Raw genomic sequence first — 16,150 nt, forward strand, 5'->3', positions numbered from 1 at the left:
AAAAAAGGGGTTAGACCGTAACACTACAAATGACCGCGTGGGCATAATTAGACCCAGTGGTTAATGTATTTAGCCATTCAGCACTGCGTTTATTGAAGCTGCCTTTTCCTAAATAAAAATATCGATAGCCACATTCCAAAGGAGCCTTTCCAAAAACATGGTTTATTCGGAGACCCGCCCCGGCCATTACAGTAAGGACGGTATTGTTTCTTCCTAAAAACGCACGATCCGGTATGGCATTACTATTATTGATGGGCCATTCATTTACGAATGTTGTTTTAATAAAATTGGGGCCAATACCTGCATCAACCGTCAATCCTAATTGATCTGAATGATTCATAATAAGCGCTTTTGCAGTTGCATATACAGGGACTTGCTTTATACCATAACTATAACCGAGGTTTACAAACTCATTTTCCTGAATAATAGTTCCTTGAACGTTTATTTTCGGAAGATAAAAAACATTCACACCATAATTCATTAAAACACGCTGAACTCTTGGCCCAGGGATGAGATAACCCAAACCAAACAAGCCGTTTTGATCATGGCTTTGTGTAACAGTATATTGATCCCCAGTAAGTGTACGAATATTAATGTGTTGTGATTTGCCTGCGTTACTATAAAAACCACCCCCCTGAACAACGAATTGGCCATTAAAAGGTGAAAAAGATAAGGCTTGGAAGCTCATACATACTAAACTTACGGCAGTGAAGTGTTTGACTTGCGGCATCCTATGCTCCATGGATTTGTCCAATGAAAGAAGTTACTTGAATAATGTATAATTTTCAATTGGTTGTGTGTAATTCTGCAATATATTTAACTTTACTGACAGCAAGGTGTAGGTTGGGTCATTTTGACCCAACACTAATTCTTAAAAGAGCACTATGTAATCTATTCAAATCTATAGATGCATCTGTTCATCTAACGTATTTGTATTTAATTGAGTATTCGGAGTTCTTCTGTGATAGAAAAATTGTTGTTGCGTTTCGGTAAAATTCATTGCCTTATCAAAATTATTACACATTTGTTGGATTAGATCTTTCCTTTTAGAATCCTCTAAATACTTAAGAAGATAGGAAAGATCTTTTTCAAAATCAATAAATGCGGAAGTTCGGCTTTGGCCTCTTTCTACAGCATTAGCATAAGCTTGTTTCATGAAGGCTATTTTATGTTCCACTTGCTGCAACAGATCCTCTGCTTGAGTTGTCTTATCGGCTGCTACGGCATTGTTATAAGCATCGATCAAATTGTAGGTTGATGCAAAAGATACAGCCATGGATGTTTCTATAAATACGTCAATAAATTCGCTTAATTGTTTTTCGTAATTTACGATGAAAAGAGAATAATCGGCGTACCCCATCAACTCCTTTAGGTTTTTTGCCGCATTGGCTAATGCTTTTTCTGCATCCTTTGTCTTATTGGTATTTAATAAAATTTTAATGCCAACAAAACCATTATGTAGGTCTTTAATTATACTATCAAACATATACAAGCCTTAATAAAAAAGGGCATTAAAATATCATATTATGGATTAAAAGCACAGGTACAGGTTTACATCTCCTGTTTAAACTAACTTAACTGCCCGCAAAATTAATATTTTAATTTACTCAAGGAACTGAACTATTTCAAACCACAGGGGATTTTTTTCTTCTATGGATAATCAGATACAATCCTGGTAAAACAAGTAAAGTCAAAAAAGTCGAGGATAAAATCCCCCCAATAACAACCGTTGCAAGGGGTCTTTGTACTTCAGAGCCAGCCCCCACATTAATCGCCATTGGCACAAAACCTAAGCTTGCAACAAGAGCTGTCATCAAAATGGGGCGTAGACGAGTCAGAGCTCCTTCAACAATGGCTTCATATAACGGTTTTCCTTTATTAATAAGATTACGAATAAAAGAGACCATTACTACTCCATTCAATACGGCAACCCCTGATAATGCGATAAAACCAACGCCTGCTGAAATAGAAAAAGAAATACCTCTGAGCCACAGGGCTACAATTCCACCGGTTAGTGCCAAGGGAACACCTGAAAAAATTAACAATGCCACACTAACTGAGCCAAAGGCACCAAATAAGAAGCCTAATATAAGCAATAGCGTAATCGGAACCACAATCATTAATCGTGCCTGTGCTGAAATTAGCTGTTCAAACGTTCCTCCATAATTGATCCAAATTCCAGAGGGTAATTCAACTTGTTCACGAACCGCTTTTTTAACTTCATCAACAAAGCTTGCTAAATCTCGCCCTCGTACATTAGCCGTAACAACCACACGTCGTTTTCCATTTTCACGACTTATTTGATTTGGACCATAGGCAATAATTAATTTAGCAACCTCTTTGAGAGGGACATAATTGGGTTTCTTTGATGTCCAGTCCGTAGCAGCAAGCGAAAGCGGGATGGGGAGTTCTTCTAATGTTTTTATATCCGTGCGGAGAGATTCAGGTAAGCGTACCACAATATCAAATCGCCTATCTCCTTCAAATATCTGTCCTGCTTCCTTCCCACCCATAGCGACCAGTATCACATTTTGTACATCAGTAATATTAAGCCCATAACGTTCCAGAGCAGCCTTATCGGGAATAATAGATAACACCGGTAAGCCAGTGGCTTGTTCGATTTTGATATCGGCAGCACCAGGAGTTTTGGCAAGTACCGTTTTAACTTGATTAGCAATCGCCAATAGTTCTTCGATATTATCACCAAAGATTTTAACTGCTAAATCGCTTCTTACCCCGGAAATAAGTTCGTTAAACCGCATCTGAATGGGTTGAGTAAATTCATAGTTATTTCCGGGGATTTCCTGAGACGCCTTTTCCATTTCACTTACCAGAACATCCTTGGCTTTCTTGGGGTTGGGCCATTGGTCGCGTGGTTTTAGCATTACAAACGTATCTGCCACGTTAGGGGGCATGGGGTCTGTGGCGACTTCCGCTGTACCAATTTTGCTAAAAATTTCCTTCACTTCTGGAAATTGTTTAAGGCGATTTTCTAATGTTATTTGCATGTCAATGGATTGAGATAAGCTAGTGCCCGGGATTCGTATGGCATGTAACGCAATGTCTCCTTCGTCAAGATTTGGAATAAACTCAGCTCCAATGCGGAATAACAACAATAGACTAAGCAGGGTGACTGCTGCGGCGCCACTTATCATTTTCCATGGGTTATGCATACTCCAATTTAATAAGGGTTGATAGCCCTTTTTAACAAAACGAACAATGGTATTTTCTTTTTCTTCGACTTTACCGGTAATACACATCGCAACAGCTGCAGGAACAAAGGTTAAAGAAAGGACAAGCGAGGCTAAAAGAGCCATAACGACGGTTAACGCCATGGGATGAAACATTTTTCCTTCAACGCCAGTTAGCGAGAAAATGGGCAGATACACAACCGTAATAATCAACACCCCGAAGATACTGGGGCGAATCACTTCCGCAGTAGCCTCTGATGTAACATGAAACCGCTCCTCCTTCGTCAATAAACGGCCTCGTTCGTGTTGTGCTATACCAAATCGACGGATGCAGTTTTCCATAATGATGACTGCTCCATCAACAATTAATCCAAAATCAAGCGCACCCAGGCTCATTAAATTACCCGAAACCCCTTGTGCTACCATGCCGGTAATTGTCATGAGCATGGTAATGGGAATGACTGCTGCAGTAATCAATGCTGCGCGAATATTGCCTAACAGAAGAAAGAGAATAACAACAACCAGGAGAGCGCCTTCGAGCAAGTTTTTCTCAACAGTCGCGATCGTTCTATCAACAAGAGTGGTTCTATCATACACAGGCTTGGCAATGATGCCTTTGGGCAGACTATGGTTAATTTCTTCTAATTTATTCGCAACGCGCATGGATACGTCACGACTGTTTTCCCCAATCAACATCATGGCGGTTCCTAAGACCACCTCTTCTCCATTTTGCGTGGCCGCCCCTGTTCGCAAAGGAGTGCCTAAAGTTACATCAGCAATATCATCTATGCGTAGAATAACTTCATCTCTTTTAGCAACAAGAATTTTTTTGATATCGTTAATGGTTTTTACCTGGCCTGGCAATCGAATTAAATACTGTTCGCCATTTCTTTCAATATAACCCGCCCCAATATTGGCATTGTTTTTTTCCAAGGCTTCGATAACATCACCTATCGTTAATTGATAGGCCAATAATTTTTGCGGGTAAGGCATGACATGAAACTGTTTTTCATAGCCGCCAATTGAATTGACTTCGATAACTCCTTTTGTATTACGAAGTTGGGGTAAGATAACCCATTTTTGTAACATGAAGAGATCCATCGGTGTGTATGCATCACCGTCTTCCTTTACAGCACCGGGTTTGGCTTCCACGATATACATAAATATCTCACCAAGCCCCGTAGCAATTGGCCCCATTTTAGGCTCCAATTCGGTGGGTAACTGGTTTTTTATCTGTTGTAATCGTTCAGTAATTAATTGACGGGCAAAATAAATATTAGTTCCCTCTTCAAATACTACCGTTACTTGTGAAAGACCGTAGCGGGACAAAGATCGGGTATAATCGAGCTTAGGAAGGCCGGCAAGCGCTGTTTCTATCGGATAGGTTACGCGTTGCTCTACTTCCAATGGTGAATAACCTTTTGCTTCAGTATTAATTTGGACTTGGACATTGGTAATATCAGGAACTGCATCAATAGGCAGTCTCTTAAAATTATAAATACTAAATCCCATTATCACGAGCACGCTTAACAATACGAACCAACGATGGCGAATAGAAAAAAAAACTATGTTTTCTAACATAAAAAGCCTTCCTGATTAATGATCATGTTCAGCACCTGATTTTTCAATATCCGCTTTAATGAGAAAACTATTGGCGGTGACGTAGAGGGTCCCGGCTTTCAAGCCGCTTTTGACCTCTACCCAAACCCCATCGTTCTCGCCCAGCTTAACAGGGTGCTTTTCATATTGATTCCCCACCTTAATAAAAACGACTGGCGAGTTTTTACTGTTTTGAAGGGCAGTGGCTTTAATCAGGATAGGTACTGATTTTTCTTCAATCAACACATCACCTGTGACAATGGTTCCTGGTCGCCATATTTCTTTAGGGTTAGCGATAGTCACAATGGCAATAACCGTTTGACTCAATGGATCGGTAGTAGGTAGGAGCATGGTAATGGGGGCTTGCACCTCTCTATCTTCCTCTTGAGAACGGATGGTGACCATTTGTCCTTCATTAACCTTACCTAAGTCACGGGGGAAGACATGGAGTTCTGCCCACACATCTGCCAAATTGGCTAGCGTAAATAATGGCTCGCTTCCCGCAACATTTCCCACACTAATATTTCTGGTAAGAATGCGTCCATCGCTCGGTGCTCTCACTTCATAATCTTTCAAACTCTCGTTACTTTCTATGGTGGCTAACAAATCTCCTTTTTTAACAGTATCTCCCCATTTAACGAATACTGCTTTGACCACTCCGGGAAAGCGGGCTCTAACGTCCGTTGTCGTATTACGGTTTAAGGTAATGCGTCCGGTCAGGTGGACAAATTTCTTAATGATTCCTGGTCTGGCGGTTTCAATTTTAACCCCACCTTCCTCTGCAGCTTGCGTGCTTAACTGGGTTCTTCCTTCATAAGAAGGAAAGGTCCATTCATAGAGTTTATCTTGATAAATGGCTTTGGTTCTTACATCAAAGGAATGCGGCTCGGCCACAATCTCATTGCTCACTAAATAATCTTGCTCTGGTTTAAAGGTAACCTGGTTGTGTTCACCATCTAGCCGTGTTAATTCCAGAGTTAATTTGACTTGTTCTGGTGGAATGGTTTTAGTTTTAAAAGTCGTATAAGCGTGAAATTTGGGTGGCGAATTCTTTTCAAAAATGAGGAGCTCAATAGAAAATCCATCTTGATGAAGGATTCTTCCATTGTGTGGACCTAGTTTCACTTGCCCATCCGGTACGGCTAGATTTGCAGATGACAAACGCAACAATCCCCATAAGGCCCCAACAATTAGAATGGCAGTGAAAATGAGAAAATAATGATATTTCTTCACGTTCTATTCCCTTATTAAGCGTTAATTCTCCCTCGAATTAATCACCGTGAGTTATTTTTCATTTGCCGCTCATGAGCAGCCCTTGTATTTTGATAAGTGCCTTATGATAATCGGCATGCGCTCTGGTATAATGCTCTTCTTCCCGACTGAGGTTGAGCATAGCATTAGAAAGAATTAGATAAGTATAGCGACCTTGTTGAAAACCTTCTTTAGCTAACTCTACAGTTTTCTTGGCATTAGGTAACATTCTTTGAGCAACCTTTTGTGCTTCTTCCTTATTTTGCAAGCCATCCAAATAGGCTTCATACAATGTTGTATCTAAATTTAATTTTAATTGGTGTAAGTTCTTAATAGTTTCATTGCGCTTTGCCTGAGCAGTATAGATATTTCCTTGGTTTTGATTATAGAGTGGAATAGGGGCGTTAGCAGAAAGAACAAGCGCTTTCTCATTGAATAGCTGAAAATGACGAAATCCAAGTTGAAGATTTAAATCGGGCCAAACTTGTTTTTGCGCCGATGTGATTTGTGAGTTCATTGCTTTAATGAGAGCCATTTGTGCTTTAATAAGATTACTGTTGGCCACTTTCGTTTTTATGGTGGACCATTTATTAAGGTTATGGGTCAATCCCTCCTCATTCAAGAGACTGTTCTTAAGATGAGGCATGCCAATTAAATTAGCGAGCGTTATTTTTTTTTTAAATTCATTCCTTCGCGCTCTATCAAACACAATAATTGCTTCATCAAGAGCAAGCTCTGCTAAATTTAAATCCACTTCTGAGTTTGCACCAATATCAAGTCGCTTTTTAATACTTGCGACAATATCTTCGTTGACCCTGACAAGACGTTTGGTAGCTTTTGTCCAATATTGAACATACAACGCTTCGATATAAGCTTGCCCCACATCGATATATAAAGAGGAACGGGTCGCTTCCAATTTTAAACGAGCAGCTAAATGCTCCATTTTAGCAGCCATGCCTTGATAGAATAAACGCTTGCCCAAAGGGATTGGTTGAGTGACTGAAATAGTTGTCTCTGTGCCTGTATAGCCCGATTCCAGTGTGGAAGGAAGTCCAATATTTTCAGCCTGGATGGCCATAGAAGGGTTTGGATACAACTTCGATTGTATCAACTGACCTTTAGCTTGCTCAATAATGGTTTGTTGTGCCTGAATGGAAGGGTTATTTTGATAGGCAATATTTAAGGCTTGTTGAAAGGTTAATACACGATTAGCGTAGGTCTGGTGCGATAAAGCATTAATGATAATAAGTAGAGCAATGAAACAGTATTTGCCTCGCATTAAAACAATCCTTTGACTCGTTTATTCTTCTTCACCTGTTTATAGTAGCATTTCTTTGAGAGAAATCTTTAGCAGTATCGTTCTGTATTTGAGTATACTTAATTTTTACGTGGATTAAATTAAATTTATTAGTTTCTCTAGGGACTGTTAGTGAGATTTCCAGATGCCGCGAACCAGTCGCAGCACGCCGGGTTTGTCAACAGTCCCCCTTACTGATTGTGCTTTAGCGTAAATCCCAACATTTCGATTGTGCTGTTCCTGATGAATCAGTAGCTGTCCTCACATTGGCTTGATTAACGGATATGCTGGCACAGGTTGTGTCCTCTACCTGAGTCCCAAGAGGGGTCGCGGTTAATGTGTAAGTGGTCGCTCCGGTATTTGAAATGGCAATGCGGTAAAATCCTTGAGTTGAGACTTGAGGAAAAGCAGGGAGTGCGCCGCAGGCCCCGTTGTAAGAAAAATTTTGGGAATAGCAGCGCTCTAAAATCAGTTGATCCTGAGCAAGGGTTTGTAAGGCATCGACGCGATGCGATCGCAGCACGTATGTCTTGTAGGATGGATAGGCTATGCCTATAAGGATTGCAAAGACTAATAGGGCAATAAGCAGTTCTATTAGTGTGAATCCTTGCATTCCTGGGTTATTTCTTTTTATATGTTGCTCAGTATTCATTATTATCGTTCCTTATTGAACTTGCCACCAGCCTATTTTTCTTTGGCCGCTATTCGGGTTAACGACTGTAGATTGCGTGCCGTTCGATTGAATAATCTGCAGCACGGCATTGCCACTTTGATTTACTCCAACGTAGGTAGCGGCATTGGCATAGCTATTCGATAATCCCATTCCGACTGCATAACTACCATTGAATTTGGGTTGATTTTTTAAATCGTTGTTACCAGCAACATCCAGCTGCGCTTGAAGAAATGAGCCACCTGACCTGAAATTAAGTTCTAATAGGGTGGACGAAAATCCAGTGCCGCAAGCAGACAAGGGCGGAGTATTTAGGGTGGTAATAAACGCGCCGTTAAGAATAATGGGATTTGTTATCGTCCTTTGTCCTCCTGTCGGAAGATCAGCAAACCAGCCTACCTGGTTATTCCAATTGATGGCATTGTTCGTAACGGTGAGTATGGGTTGTGATAAACCCGATTGAGCCGGGGAAATAATACTTAATGTCTGTTGTTGGAGATTAGTACGGGTAAAGGTTGTTCCTGATAACGGTTTGTCCCATACCCCATAGATGGTATGAGTTTGAGTATTGAGCAGATCAGCAGAAACGAGTAATTGTCCAGTGCCGAACATAACAAATAAGCCTGAACGACGAGGAAAATTGGGGTTCAGGGTAACAACTGGGGCCGTTGTTATTGCCTGCGGGTTTCCTCCAGAGTCTCTTGCTTGAAATAATAAGCGAGCACTCCAATTAGCGGGAGAGGGATCAGTAACATCAATAGCCCAGAGATTTCCCTGGAGGTCTCCAGCATAAACTACGGTAATGGGTTGTCCTTGTATGCCACTGCTGTTTGCGACCGTTACTGAAGAAAGTCCCTGGGGGGCATTAACGTTACATGCGCCGGGCACGGCAGTACACAGATTAATTTTACTTAAAGTCGTACCTGTTTGGGGATCGACTGCATAAAGTACCGCATTATTGTTCGGGTTGTTATAGCCATTGCCAAAAAATACAGCAAAAGTTAGGGGATTAGAACTGCTAGCACCTATTTGAGCAATTTGAGGGGTGCCGAAGGTAAGCCCCAGATCACTGTCAGTGAACTCCCAAAGTATGGATTGAGCTAAAGTTGTTTCTGAGGATACGTTAGGATTAGTAATATCCAAAGCATAAATACTGTTTCCTCCAGCATTTTCCCCACCCACAAGGATGGTATGCCAACTGCTGTTTGCAAATTGCACGTCTCCACTTTGTGGTGAACCGTCTACAAAAAAGAGGTGGCTTTGATTATAAAGGGGAGCAGTGAGAGCTGCGAGATTTCCAAATACCGCATTAGGGATGAAGGCAAAAACCTCGATACCGTTAGTTGCATTAAATGCGTGCAGCATCCCGTCGTTAGCTCCTACATAAAGCATCTCTTGACGTGTTTTCTTTGCATTGGCAAAGGTGATGTAACTTGATGTTTGATAAGGGCCTTGCGGCGGACCGACATAAGCAACCTGACTGTCCATAATGTCGCCTAGAATATGGGAGCGATTACGGAAAGTTCCTCCATTTTGTTTTTCCAATGCGGTATTACCGCGTAGGTATTGTAATCTTGATTGCCCCAGTAAGTCAGAGGGCTGTAGTTGATTTTGTTGTGCGGTAGAAATATTGGTCCACTCAAAAGGAGCGCCAGCATTGGCCACAGGATTCCAGGTAGCTATCATTCGAGTACTTGACCAACCTGTGCCTGCTACCAGAGTATCAAGTAGCGGTTTAGCTGCCCAAAGAACAGTACCTGTGGGAATACCTGTGGCCGGATTTAGTGCCAGTGCTTTTAAATTTCCTGTCCAATCCTGATAAGGCGAATCATTGGATATAAAGCTTGCCAGATATTCTACTGCTCCATTATTAAGTTGAGTAGAACTAACCGATGCAGCAGAAGTTGAGAATGATCCATTTTGAATAGAAACCATAATGGTATTCAGATCATTTACTAAAGATACTGGATCAGTTGCTGGATAATAGTTAATAGTGCCACCTGCAACTGCCATTGCTGTAAGTGTTGCGGCTGCCTGGGGATTTACTGTGGGATCAACACCTGCTCCCATTCCAATAACATAGGTCGAAATTCCATTAGTCTTTAATGTTTTTATAGTATTAATGGCATCGGTTAAGGCTTGATCATTAGTACTGTTTAATGAACCATCCGCATTAAATGTTGCAGTAACGCCATAACCAACAGCTGCAGCACTTCCTAACGGGGGCCATAATTTCCCATTAAGATCTTGAGTGGGTAGACCATCCGAAATCAAGATAACGTATTTTTTTTGCGGGCAGCCATTACCACTGGTGGTGCCGAGAGTGGAGAAATAACTATTGGCCTTTGACAATAAACCCGCCGTAGGTGATTGAGTGGCAACGTCTTTAATTTCAGTAGTTGATGAGGAGTTTGTCTCAGGTTTTAAAAAAGGTAAAAAAAGATTGATGGCATTATTTACACTCGTAGTCGTAGGATTTGTTCCGGCAGAGGTCATCGGAACGCGGATAGTCCCAGTATTTGCAGTCTGAGTGCCGTAATAGCCAAAGCCTCGTTGAGCATACATGACCTGAGGTGAAAAAGGTACGAAACCTGCGTTGGTGGGAGAGGAACTAAAATTACCAATATTAGGTAATGATTTTGAATAGGCGATGCTAACATTGCCATTGTTATAATTGGATAAAGAAAAATTAGGTGGGTAGGGGGTATTTGGCGAAGGCCCCTGATAAGTTAAAAATATTCCAGGGAATCCGCTACCGGCATAAAGGACGTCATTAATAGAAGGATCGTCACTGGATGATCCAATCTGCATGTATAAACTGGAAGATACTAATGCAGACCCAAAAAAACCGGCAATAGAAGAGCAATTGCTGGAAATGGTTGATGAAGAGGAACTGTAATTATAACATGGATTGGTAATGTATCTGTTTCCAGCAACAGGAGAATTGGTGAAGGCGAAATTTCCTGTTTGTGGTGACATATAGTAGACCCAGGTATTGTATGTTTGAGCCCCACTGGTTGTATAAGTTGCCAAGCCAAAATCAGTTGATTGCATGTAGGCCTGGATAATCGCTTGAACCCCTGCTTTTGCCATATTTAATCGACTGGGGCCGTTGTCAATCAGGGTTCCACTTTGTGATACGGTATAGGGTGCCAGGCCACTGGCATTTGCAGCCTGTATAGGAGGAGTAAAGCCATTAGGTACCACATAATTCACTGGAGAACTTGAATTGTTCAATGAACTTAAATTGGAGGCGAGTGAACCTGAACCGGTCATAATCGCCCCGCTTAAGGTACCATCCATGGATTGGGAGTTACCAATTAAAATAAGTACCTGGGGATGAATAGGACTGGACATAATTAAGGAAACTTGAGGAATATTCAGTGTGGGCACTGCAGATACGATTTGTATGCCTGAAAAATATAATATTAGAAACAGGACAGCTTTTAATGATGTCTTAAAGAAATTACCGAATCTGGATCTGCTTTGAGTCTTTAATATGTCCATACTATTATGACCTATTGAATTTGTAGCGTGGTTTGTATTATTACCGATGAGTTTCCATTTGCTCCCACAGCACGTGCAGTAATTCGATATAAATTAGATGGTAATTTGCAATTTTGTCCTGGTAGACAGACAGAGGGAAGTTTTTCAATGAAATAACTTGCTTGCGCACCAGACTTGCCTTGAAAACTCTGAATAACCGCTGAACTGCTTGCCCAATTAATTGTTTTCCATAATGGGGCGGCAGCAGTTTGATCGAATAAATAAAAGCCATTGCTGTTACTCAGAAAGTTGGCCGCATTATAGGTACCATTATTTAAGTTATTAATTGCTTCATTTACAGCTCCTTCTGTTTTTTCAAAAGTTATTTCAGAATCAGTTACATTAGCAGCAACTCGTGTTTGGCTGGTATTAAGTGATACTTGCGTCACGGCCAGGACTGTCAGCATAATCATTAATACTATGGTGGTTAACAACACATAGCCTTGTTGTCTTGATTGAGAAATTGAGGATAATTGGTTCATGATAAGGCATTCCTCAAATTAATGGTTATTTCAAATACGTGGCGAATTCGATTGTCGGCTGGTACTGTCACTTGAGTATCCAGCACTGTGAATTGATTGGAAGCCCGGGTTCCTGAACCCACCTCTCCTTGAATTAAAAATCCTATCCGAACAGCATATACCTGAGCCCAGTTTGGTACGGCGTTGGCTGATACATATTGAGTGATATTTCCGCCGCTACCAATTCCATATTGTACTTTCATGAACTCAATTCCCGGAACTATAGGTTGAATATTCCAATTATTGCCAACCAGGGTCGCTCGCATCAATGCGCTCTGTCCCCCAGCCCCTTGACCAACAAAAAAAGCGGTTTGTTGCAATGGAATAAACTGTGAGCCTATGGCGAAACTTACCGGGAACGTACTACTGGAGTTTTCGAGAGTTCCCGTTCCCCCATTATGATTAATATTAGCTCCTGCTACTCCGGTAATTTGAAACACTACTGTTTTTGCACAATCAGAAACGGCACCAAATTGTCCTGCCGTCAACGTGGCAGGGGAACTTTGTACCACCAAAAAACTGCTGCCAGGATCAATAGTGGTTATTGCTAAAGGAAAGCTGCCAGGAGCTGGTCCCAATACAATCAGAACGTCATTACCCTTTTGTACCTTGCCTGCAAGAGTTGGTTCCAGCGAAGGTGTCCAATTACCGACATTACCGTCATTGGCTGGATTATCTTGGGTAATAGTGAAAGAGGCTCCTCCTCCGCTATAACCTATAATCATTATCGGATTGGTGTTAAGTGTTGCTATTGGATTTGGTCCGCCAGCATTCAAATTAGAAATAGCAGTAACCAGGGTACCGCACCCCATAAATCCGGTGGATCTGACTATGGGTGTGACTAGGTTGATGATTGCATTTTGAGTGCTCTGAATCACGGCTTGAGAGTTAGATACTTTATGAAGTTGAGACTGAGCCAGATAAATTTCCAATACCGCATAGCTAATAAAGAGACTAATCACGGTAGCCACCATGAGTTCTACTAAAGAAAAGCCTTGTTGTTGTAATTCATTCTGGTTCATAGTTCGCTCTGTATGCTGAGTTGAACAAAGTTAGCATTAGTTGCTGAAACCGTACTGCTCGATCCTAAAGTCGCTTGAGCCGGACTATCATCCCACTGGACGGTTACCGTGATTATTGTATTTCCTGATGCTCCAGAAGATGCTGAAGTAATAGATCCACTCCCGCTGGGTAATTTAGCTACATCCTTACTTAACCAATACCATGTGTCATAGGCTGCCATTTGTGTTGGGTTGCACGTTGAAACATTACATAATACTGATGGGGCAGAGATTGAAGTAGGGTAACCGTTAGACCCTATGTTACTTACATTATAATTGCCATTAATCGCTGCTTGATAATTGGTTCTAATTCTGTCGAAGATGTCGTAAACGCTTTGTACTGCTTGTTGTTTTGCATAACTGGAGTTATTTGCTTGATTAGAAAACATTAACATGCTGGCTATACCTAGCAATCCAAAAGCCAGGATTACCAGGGTAACTAAAACCTCCAGTAAGGTCATTCCTTTGTGTCTTATCATGTTAACAGCCATAACTTTATTCTCCACTAAGGACATGTAAGCGCGCTATTATCCCAAACTGCTTGGCCAGGAGTGTTGCCCGATTGAACAAAGCCAGTGGCTAAAACCTCTACAGAACGAGCAAATGCGCCTCCTCTATCATCGCATAGCTTGAAATTGCTTTGGGTGGTCGCAATTCCATGAGAATCAAACACGACACTTGCTACATTGGATGTTAATAGGGGGTCGGTGGGGGATGCCTGTTGGCTTTTAAGAAGAGTTCCAACACCTGCAGCAGGTTGCGTGACTACTATCCATCCTGAGTTCCAATTAGCTCCGCAAGCAGTAGAATTTGCAGCCCCAAAAGGGCACACGACTACATTCATTGCTTGATAGAGAGCTGTACTGCGTGCATAGCTTAATGCGTTAACCAGCGATTCAGAATTTGCGTTTAAACGATTGTTTAATATCATGGTTCTAAAAGAAGGTACTGCGACTACTAAAAGCAAACAAAGTACGCTTAGAGTAATCATTAGCTCAATAAGGGTAAATCCTGCTCCAAAAATCATTTTAGGAATCGTTTGTTTTTTAACCCTAAAAAAAAGGCCATCAATATTTTGTGCTATATTATTTTGTGAAGGAGATAAGGGTGTATAAGAACGATTTGATAAAGTATTATCTGCGTCTGATATTCTGATTTTTTGTATATTATCTAACGTTGTATTCAAAATTATATCCCTATAGTGCTCTATCTTTAAATTTGAACCTGTCTTTTACTAATTATAGTTGAAATTAATTTGGTTTTATTTTGATCGTGAATAAAATGTGTTAACAAATCAGTAAGATTCTGTTGCATATTTGAGGGTAGGGATGAGGCTAAATTCAAGCGAAGAAGAGTATCGCATTGGAGGAGGCTTTGGTCGGTACGACCTTAAGGTATTTATCTGCGTCCCGCTGCTATACACAAGCCGCGGGACGTGGTGAGTAGGGGGGCGTTTAAGCCCTATTCTCCCATGCGATTTACTCAGGAAATGGTTATTATTTGCTTGAAGAGCGTTTCGTAAAAGGTTTCCTCTCTGTTTTTCTTGCTGTAGGAGTTGCTTTCTTTTTAAAGGGAAAATTCTTTTTGGGTTTAGCCGGTAATGCGGAACTGGGCAAGTTGTGATTGGGTTCAAAATCTTCAATTTCTACTCGTTCCAATTTTCGCTTAATCAATTTTTCTATGGCTTGTAGTTGCCCGACTTCATCAGCACTGACTAAAGAAATTGCTTGGCCTGAAGCTCCTGCGCGACCGGTTCGACCAATGCGATGAACGTAGTCTTCAGCGACTTGGGGTAAATCAAAATTGACTACACAAGGAAGTTGATCAATATCAATCCCCCTGGCGGCAATATCGGTAGCCACTAAAATATGTAATTCACCTGATTTGAAATCAGCTAATGCTTTGGTCCGTTGTGATTGTGATTTATTACCATGGATGGCCGCGGCATAAATATGCTCTTCTGCCAGCTGTTTCACTAATTTATTGGCTCCATGTTTGGTTCGCGAAAATACCAGAGTTTGCCCCCATTTATTCTTATGGATTAAATGACTCAATAAAGCAGACTTGCGCGCTTTATCAACGGGATGAACGGTTTGTTTTACCGCAACCGCAGTCGTATTGCGTGGCGCAACGTCTATTTCTACTGGCTGATTTAATATCCCTTTGACTAAGGCACGAATCTCCTCAGAAAATGTAGCGGAGAACATTAAATTTTGTCTGTTTCTGGGTAATAATTTAATAATACGTTTAATATCATGAATGAAACCCATATCTAACATGCGATCTGCTTCATCTAAAACTAAAGTATCTATTTCATCAAGCTGAATTGCACGTTGCTGATGCAAATCTAACAATCGCCCTGGGGTGGCAACTAATAACTCTACACCGCCACGCAATTTCATCATTTGTGGATTAATTTTCACTCCGCCAAAAACAACGGTAGAACGTAAGGATAAATGGCGTCCATATTGAACAATACTTTCGTGTACCTGCGCAGCTAACTCTCGAGTTGGCGTAACGATTAAAACTCGAGCACGGTTACCTTTAGCACGAGGTTTATCATGAATTTTTTGTAAAATCGGTAATACAAAACTGGCAGTTTTACCTGTTCCAGTCTGTGCGGAGGCTAGTACATCGCTTCCGCGTAAAACTGCCGGAATTGCCTGTACTTGAATGGGGGAGGGCTCTGTATATCCTAATTCGCTAACAGCGCGAAGCAGGGGTTCTATTAGACCCAAAGATGTAAAACTCATGTTGTTTCCTTAGTATGCCGTTGCTGAGTTGGAGTTGTTTGTTCCACTCAATTCAATATGACTATTTTTGATGCAATTGTATCATGGATTTGATTAAATAAGTGAGGTAAGCGTAAATTAAATAATTTAATAGTCGGTGAGCCTGGGATCGAGTGGCACTTCATCCTCACTGCCATTCACTTAAGACATGTCATCCAGAGCGAAGCGAAGGATCTTCCAAATGGGGCTCATGCCTATTTCAGGAGCTCCCTCATCGCAAGT

At 41.2% G+C, this 16,150-nt stretch carries 12 protein-coding genes; all 12 read right to left on the bottom strand.

Features of this window, described 5'->3' with window-relative positions; genetic code table 11:
* Window positions 1-10: 10 nt before the first annotated feature.
* The 12 genes from LOX96_RS14515 to LOX96_RS14570 all read right to left on the bottom strand — a co-directional run bounded on the left by LOX96_RS14515 (window position 11) and on the right by LOX96_RS14570 (window position 15,889).
* On the bottom strand, window positions 11-730 hold the full coding sequence (locus LOX96_RS14515; protein ID WP_250423450.1) for a hypothetical protein: 720 nt from the start codon (window positions 728-730) through the stop codon (window positions 11-13).
* Window positions 731-901: 171 nt separating this feature from the next.
* Complete coding sequence (locus LOX96_RS14520; protein WP_250423451.1) at window positions 902-1,486, bottom strand: hypothetical protein; 585 nt, start codon at window positions 1,484-1,486, stop codon at window positions 902-904.
* Between the two features lie 139 nt (window positions 1,487-1,625).
* Window positions 1,626-4,772 (bottom strand): efflux RND transporter permease subunit, encoded by a 3,147-nt coding sequence (locus LOX96_RS14525; protein ID WP_250423452.1) that lies wholly within the window; start codon window positions 4,770-4,772, stop codon window positions 1,626-1,628.
* A gap of 15 nt (window positions 4,773-4,787) precedes the next feature.
* On the bottom strand, window positions 4,788-6,023 hold the full coding sequence (locus tag LOX96_RS14530) for an efflux RND transporter periplasmic adaptor subunit (protein ID WP_250423453.1): 1,236 nt from the start codon (window positions 6,021-6,023) through the stop codon (window positions 4,788-4,790).
* 58 nt (window positions 6,024-6,081) lie between these two features.
* A complete protein-coding gene (locus LOX96_RS14535) occupies window positions 6,082-7,320 on the bottom strand; it encodes a TolC family protein (RefSeq protein ID WP_250423455.1) in 1,239 nt (412 codons plus the stop codon).
* A 223-nt stretch (window positions 7,321-7,543) separates the two neighbouring features.
* Entirely contained in the window at window positions 7,544-7,990 is a 447-nt protein-coding gene (locus LOX96_RS14540) for a type IV pilin protein (RefSeq protein ID WP_250423457.1), read from the bottom strand.
* A gap of 12 nt (window positions 7,991-8,002) precedes the next feature.
* A complete protein-coding gene (locus LOX96_RS14545; RefSeq protein WP_250423461.1) occupies window positions 8,003-11,515 on the bottom strand; it encodes a pilus assembly protein in 3,513 nt (1,170 codons plus the stop codon).
* Between the two features lie 11 nt (window positions 11,516-11,526).
* On the bottom strand, window positions 11,527-12,036 hold the full coding sequence (locus LOX96_RS14550) for a pilus assembly PilX family protein (protein ID WP_250423462.1): 510 nt from the start codon (window positions 12,034-12,036) through the stop codon (window positions 11,527-11,529).
* Entirely contained in the window at window positions 12,033-13,097 is a 1,065-nt protein-coding gene (locus tag LOX96_RS14555) for a PilW family protein (RefSeq protein WP_250423464.1), read from the bottom strand. Before LOX96_RS14555 ends, LOX96_RS14550 begins: the two co-directional genes overlap by 4 nt.
* The gene (pilV, locus tag LOX96_RS14560; protein WP_250423465.1) at window positions 13,094-13,627 is read right to left on the bottom strand and encodes a type IV pilus modification protein PilV; all 534 of its coding nucleotides are present in this window, start codon (window positions 13,625-13,627) and stop codon (window positions 13,094-13,096) included. The genes LOX96_RS14555 and pilV overlap by 4 nt, the downstream gene beginning before the upstream one ends.
* Window positions 13,628-13,641: 14 nt before the next feature.
* Complete coding sequence (locus LOX96_RS14565) at window positions 13,642-14,322, bottom strand: GspH/FimT family pseudopilin (RefSeq protein ID WP_250423467.1); 681 nt, start codon at window positions 14,320-14,322, stop codon at window positions 13,642-13,644.
* Window positions 14,323-14,632: 310 nt separating this feature from the next.
* A complete protein-coding gene (locus LOX96_RS14570) occupies window positions 14,633-15,889 on the bottom strand; it encodes a DEAD/DEAH box helicase (protein ID WP_250423468.1) in 1,257 nt (418 codons plus the stop codon).
* Window positions 15,890-16,150 lie beyond the last annotated feature (261 nt).

This window comes from Legionella maioricensis (genome assembly GCF_023618015.1).
GTDB classification, from domain to species: Bacteria; Pseudomonadota; Gammaproteobacteria; order Legionellales; family Legionellaceae; genus Legionella; species Legionella maioricensis.

Coding starts and splice junctions, on each gene's coding strand:
- LOX96_RS14515 (WP_250423450.1), bottom strand. CDS start 730: ATGCCGCAAGTCAAACACTTCACTGCCGTAAGTTTAGTATGTATGAGC.
- LOX96_RS14520 (WP_250423451.1), bottom strand. CDS start 1,486: ATGTTTGATAGTATAATTAAAGACCTACATAATGGTTTTGTTGGCATT.
- LOX96_RS14525 (WP_250423452.1), bottom strand. CDS start 4,772: ATGTTAGAAAACATAGTTTTTTTTTCTATTCGCCATCGTTGGTTCGTA.
- LOX96_RS14535 (WP_250423455.1), bottom strand. CDS start 7,320: ATGCGAGGCAAATACTGTTTCATTGCTCTACTTATTATCATTAATGCT.
- LOX96_RS14540 (WP_250423457.1), bottom strand. CDS start 7,990: ATGAATACTGAGCAACATATAAAAAGAAATAACCCAGGAATGCAAGGA.
- LOX96_RS14545 (WP_250423461.1), bottom strand. CDS start 11,515: ATGGACATATTAAAGACTCAAAGCAGATCCAGATTCGGTAATTTCTTT.
- LOX96_RS14550 (WP_250423462.1), bottom strand. CDS start 12,036: ATGAACCAATTATCCTCAATTTCTCAATCAAGACAACAAGGCTATGTG.
- LOX96_RS14555 (WP_250423464.1), bottom strand. CDS start 13,097: ATGAACCAGAATGAATTACAACAACAAGGCTTTTCTTTAGTAGAACTC.
- pilV (WP_250423465.1), bottom strand. CDS start 13,627: ATGGCTGTTAACATGATAAGACACAAAGGAATGACCTTACTGGAGGTT.
- LOX96_RS14570 (WP_250423468.1), bottom strand. CDS start 15,889: ATGAGTTTTACATCTTTGGGTCTAATAGAACCCCTGCTTCGCGCTGTT.